The sequence below is a fragment of the Anaerolineales bacterium genome (assembly GCA_037382465.1).
Taxonomy (GTDB): Bacteria; Chloroflexota; Anaerolineae; order Anaerolineales; family E44-bin32; genus WVZH01.
Genome location: JARRPX010000114.1, coordinates 1 through 4454, shown reverse-complemented (window position 1 = coordinate 4454; position 4454 = coordinate 1). Strand labels below are relative to the sequence as shown.

Here is a 4454-nt window from a genome sequence, read left to right as displayed (position 1 = left end):
CGCGACCCTGGAAAGGCATCCTCGGTCCTGGGAAGTCCTCGGGGAAATCCTGGTCGAGGAGTTCCTGGGCCTGCTCTTCGGTGATGATGCCTTCCTCGAGCATCTGTTGAACGCGTTCCTCGTGCTCGGCCTGGATGTCCGCTTTCAGCTGGTCCAGGTCGACGTCGTTTTCCTCGGCCCACTGCTCCAGCGTCAGGCCGCTTTCACGCCATCCGCGCAGTTGATCGTCGAACGGTCCCTCGTGGGGAAAGAATCCCTCGCGGCCCGCGCCGGGGACGGTCTTGAAACGGTCCCGGCCGCCACCAGTCCAAGCATGCTCGAGAGGAAAGTCTCGTTCGAACAGGTCGTCGGCCAGTTCCTGCGAGATTTCGCCGTCGTCGACGGCTTGCTGGATGGCTTCCGCGCGCAGCGTTTGCAGCCGATCATCGATCTGGCTGCGGGTTTCCTCCAGGTCGAGGCCGAGTTCGTCGCACAGGTCGGTGAGCGTCTTGCCCTCCGCCCAGGCGGCCTCGACCTCCTCGGGGGTGATCCCGAGCGCCTCGGCGTAGACGGCCAGGATAATTTCGCCGTCGAGCCATCCGTGCGGTGGGTGGGGTGGTTTTTCGTCCTGTGCGAACGCCGTCAACGCGCCCGCGACGATCAGGATGGCCACGAGCAGCATGACGATCCACCCGGTTTTCTTGATTCTCTTCATAAATTTACCTCCGTAGATTGGGTTACATCCCATGCTGATCCGGAATGGATGTACCGGTTAACGAATTCCGATAGGAGTGTAGCGAGGTGATGTTCAGGTTTTATGAAGAATTGGTGAGCGGTTGATGTGTTTCTGCGGGACAACCGGAGCGGTCCGATTTCCATGGCAGGATGCAGCGGCAACCTACGGGCAGTTACGCGAATATACATGCAGGCCGAGTTTCAAACCTGCCCAATTTAGGATATAAAGAGACGCAGCGTCGAAGGAGGTTCGCCTTGAACATCCGTAAAACCGGCTTGACGATCTTGTTAACATGTTGGCTTCTGCTTTCAGCCTGCGAATTCCCGGGATATCGTGGAGCTGAGGAGGCGTCTCTGCCTGCGGTCACATCGACCCCGCATCCGACTCGTGAACCCACGATGCCAATGGACACTCCCGCAGCGACCACGCAGACCGATAACCAGGAACCGACACAGGAACCAACTCCGGAGCCCGTGCCTGAGGAACCAGCGGTGATTCCCATCGGCATCGACAACGTGGAGCAGCTCGCCGTCAGCACCCGGATCGAAACCGGCATGAAGACGATCATAGCGGCGCTCGATCTTTCCAAAGACGGCCGCTACCTGGCCATCTCGCAGTGGGGCGATCCGGAGGTCGACGTACGCCTGTGGGATTTTCAGGAGGAGCAATTGCTTCCGCCGCTGGATTTCCATACGGCGATCGTGACCGACGTCGCCTTTTCACCGGACGGCGAATGGCTGGCTTCGTGTTCGCAGAATGGGGAGGTCGCTCTTTGGGATGTGGGGAGCTGGGAGCTGGCACGTAGTTTCTCGTCCTACGAAAGAGGTGCTTCCGCGCTCGCCTTCTCGCCGGATGGAAGCCTGCTCGCCGTCGGTGGCCAGCGCAACCAGCTCGGAGTGTGGCGGCTGGCGGATTTCGAGCGTGTGAATTATTTCGAACAATCCAATCCATTCAAGGTCGAGAAGATCGTGTTCACCGCAGACGGCAGCCGCTACTTCGCCGACACGGGCTACGCCGACGTTACCGTGTGGAACACGGCCGACGGTGAATTGGTGAAATCCTTCCGCGGGGAAGCGTGTATCGGCGGATTCGACCTCTCGTCAGATGAGTCCAGGTTGGCTTATTCGTCGGAGTGTTCCGACGCGCACGAACCCCACGATCCGCTGGCCCGGGTCGCGGTGCGCGATGTCGAATCGGGTGAGGCGCTGGTGTACGGCGATCGCAAAGAGGACAGCACGATTTTGGTTTACACGGTCGATGATACCCTGATCATCACCAACAACCGGAACAGGCTGCGTTTCTGGGACGCAGCGGACGGCTCGCTGGTGTATCAAATCCCCACGAGCGCGCATTACGTGGAATTCATGCTTTCGGAAGACGGCAGTGGGTTGATCGTTGGTGGGGGAAGTGGCGATATCAGCGTATATGAGGTGGAGTCGCTGTAGTGGCAACCCCCTGTGGCTGCCCAAAGCATAGACGTCCTTCCGGGCGTCTCTACGCGTGGTTCTAAGTGTGGGGGTCGACTCGCCGGGTTGCCCTTCCACGAACCCATTCGATTTCGAGGCAAACCCTCACGGCCTGTTTCGTTTCTCGCCTTGATCGGGCAGGTATTCGATGTCCTGGCACGTGGCTTTCTCTTCAGGTCCGCCACGATCGTAGAACATTTGGATTGCTTCGCTGAGATCCACGCCGAGGCTTGGTTCTCCCTCGGGTTCCTGCGTGCCTTTGATTTCCTCGTAAAATTCGAGCCTCTGCATGCCGTCAAGCAGAGGGATGCGGAACGCGAACGAGACTTCGTCCAGCAAGTAGCTTTCGGCTTCACCCTCGTCGCGCAGCACGATTCGCGGGCTCAGGGGCATGAATTCTTTGTAAATTACTTCGCCCTTCATCCCCTTCACGACGACGAGCGAACTGCGGTCGGCGGTGAAACTCGTCCGTTTCGGGGGCAGGCAGGGGCGCACTTCGACGCCTTTCTCGCCGACGAACCATTCGCCGCCCTTGAATTGGACGTCGACGAGGATCACGTATTCTCCGCTTGCATCTTCTTGCACCCCGTCAGGAAGAGCGGGTGGGTTCGCCGCTGTGGATGCGAAAGTCACGGCGACGGCGAACGTGGCGATCAGTCCTGAGAGAAAATATCGTCTCTTATTCATTTTCATCCCTCGATCTCTCTCGTCGTTCGAACGCTGCGGTTCGTCGATCCGAATTTCGGACTGCAGCGTTAATATTGATCGAAATCATCGGTCACGTTTTCGGCGCTCTCGACTCCCCAGGGATCATCGACCAGGCCGCGCTGCATGACCGTGTTGTCGGAAAGGGAGAAAATGCCCCACCAACCGTTCTGGCAGTTGGTGAATTCCCAACACGCAGCCGGATCCCGTCCTTTGGCGTTCTGCTCTGCCTGGCAGCTCGCTTCGTTGGACCAGATGTTGGGTTCGGTGCTCGCTTGAAAATAGTAGGTCGAGCAGTTCGAGGAGTCGTACTCGTCCGCCAGGCCGAAAACGGCGTGGCCGCTTTCGTGGAGGAACGCTTTGGTGTTGCTTCCTTCTGCGGTGAAGCGGCGCAGCGTCACGTTGGCGCAGTCCGCCATATTTGCGGGATGCAAGATGGCGTCGACGTCCCGCCAGTCGATGTCGCCGTCCGTGTCCGCATGCGGCGTGCCCGGGCAGCTCGAGGCGTCGGCGGGCTTCGAGTAGACGTAGAAATTGAACGCCTCGAAGTTTCCGGTTTCTTCGATGATGTCTTGTGGATTGAACACGGCGTACATTTTGTCTTCGACGTCGTCGATGAATTCATCCAGCGAGGGGTAATCGTCGGCCATGTGAAACAGGAAGACGATCTTGTCCGCGTTATCCCCCGATTTGCGGGCCGGCATGTAGGGGCGAGTCCAGGCGTAGTTGTCGTCCGTGACGGCGAAGTAATAGTACCCCTTGTCGGCGGTGTGGTTTGCCGAGTCCGTGATTCTGGCCAGATACGAGACCGTCGTGTTCTGGTAAGTGGTATAAGGACCGCCGGTGTAGCTGCAGGTATCCCCGTTGGTCAGATTGCTGCAGGTTTGAACCACGCTGTTGTTGACCAGGATCTGCACCTCGACCGGGCCGGCGACGGATTTGACCTCCGCCGTGAAGGTCACTTGCTCCGAGGATTTGGCGACCACCGGGGAATGCAGGATTTCCACATCCGGGTCGAAGATGGGTGGGGGAGGTGTGGGGTTGCAGCTCACCAGAGATATCAGAGCGAGCAGATATCCGCTCGCGATCCACTTTCGTCGCCTCATGATTGGCGCCTCCCTTCGATGGTTCTGGCGCAGGAGAACGTGAAACCCGGCTGCGCCGATGTTATGGAGTGTGGGTCACGCCGGCGCGAGCGTAGTTCAAAGACCAGGGGCCCGACCTTCGATGAAACTGCGGCAGCGGTTTGGTTGAGATCTCCGGGTTTTCGGTTGTTCCCTGGCGGTTCAGAGTCTAACGATAGCACATGCGTATCAGCGAATTCTGAACGCAGGCATGGGTAGCAGCCTGTTGCGATGGTTGGATTTGGCTGGACGGATGTGTCTGCCCGAGCCGGAGGTCAGAATGCAGGTTGGGTTGAGGGACGAAACCCAACACACTCGCGAATTTTAGAGTTGGAATGGTTTTTTCTTCCCCCCTATCATCCCCCCAGCGGAGGGACGTGGGGATGGCAGTCCACCCCCACACCCCCTGACAAAGCGGCCCATGAACCCGGCTGCAAACATGGA

At 58.8% G+C, this 4454-nt stretch carries 4 protein-coding genes; 1 reads left to right on the top strand and 3 read right to left on the bottom strand.

The features are described 5' to 3' along the window. A partial coding sequence (locus P8Z34_16985; protein ID MEJ2552368.1) for a hypothetical protein occupies positions 1-694 on the bottom strand: 694 nt, incomplete at its 3' end. Positions 695-969: 275 nt separating this feature from the next. Between P8Z34_16985 and P8Z34_16980 the strand changes: the two genes are divergently transcribed. Next, positions 970-2160, top strand: a complete 1191-nt coding sequence (locus P8Z34_16980; GenBank protein MEJ2552367.1) for a WD40 repeat domain-containing protein — start codon at positions 970-972, stop codon at positions 2158-2160. A gap of 126 nt (positions 2161-2286) precedes the next feature. Here the strand turns inward: P8Z34_16980 and P8Z34_16975 are convergent, their stop codons facing one another. Together P8Z34_16975 and P8Z34_16970 are read right to left on the bottom strand one after the other, a co-directional pair. Continuing rightward, the gene (locus P8Z34_16975) at positions 2287-2868 is read right to left on the bottom strand and encodes a hypothetical protein (protein MEJ2552366.1); all 582 of its coding nucleotides are present in this window, start codon (positions 2866-2868) and stop codon (positions 2287-2289) included. 68 nt (positions 2869-2936) lie between these two features. Next, positions 2937-3992: a hypothetical protein gene (locus tag P8Z34_16970; protein ID MEJ2552365.1), complete on the bottom strand. Its 1056-nt coding sequence runs from the start codon at positions 3990-3992 to the stop codon at positions 2937-2939. Between the last annotated feature and the right edge of the window lie 462 nt (positions 3993-4454).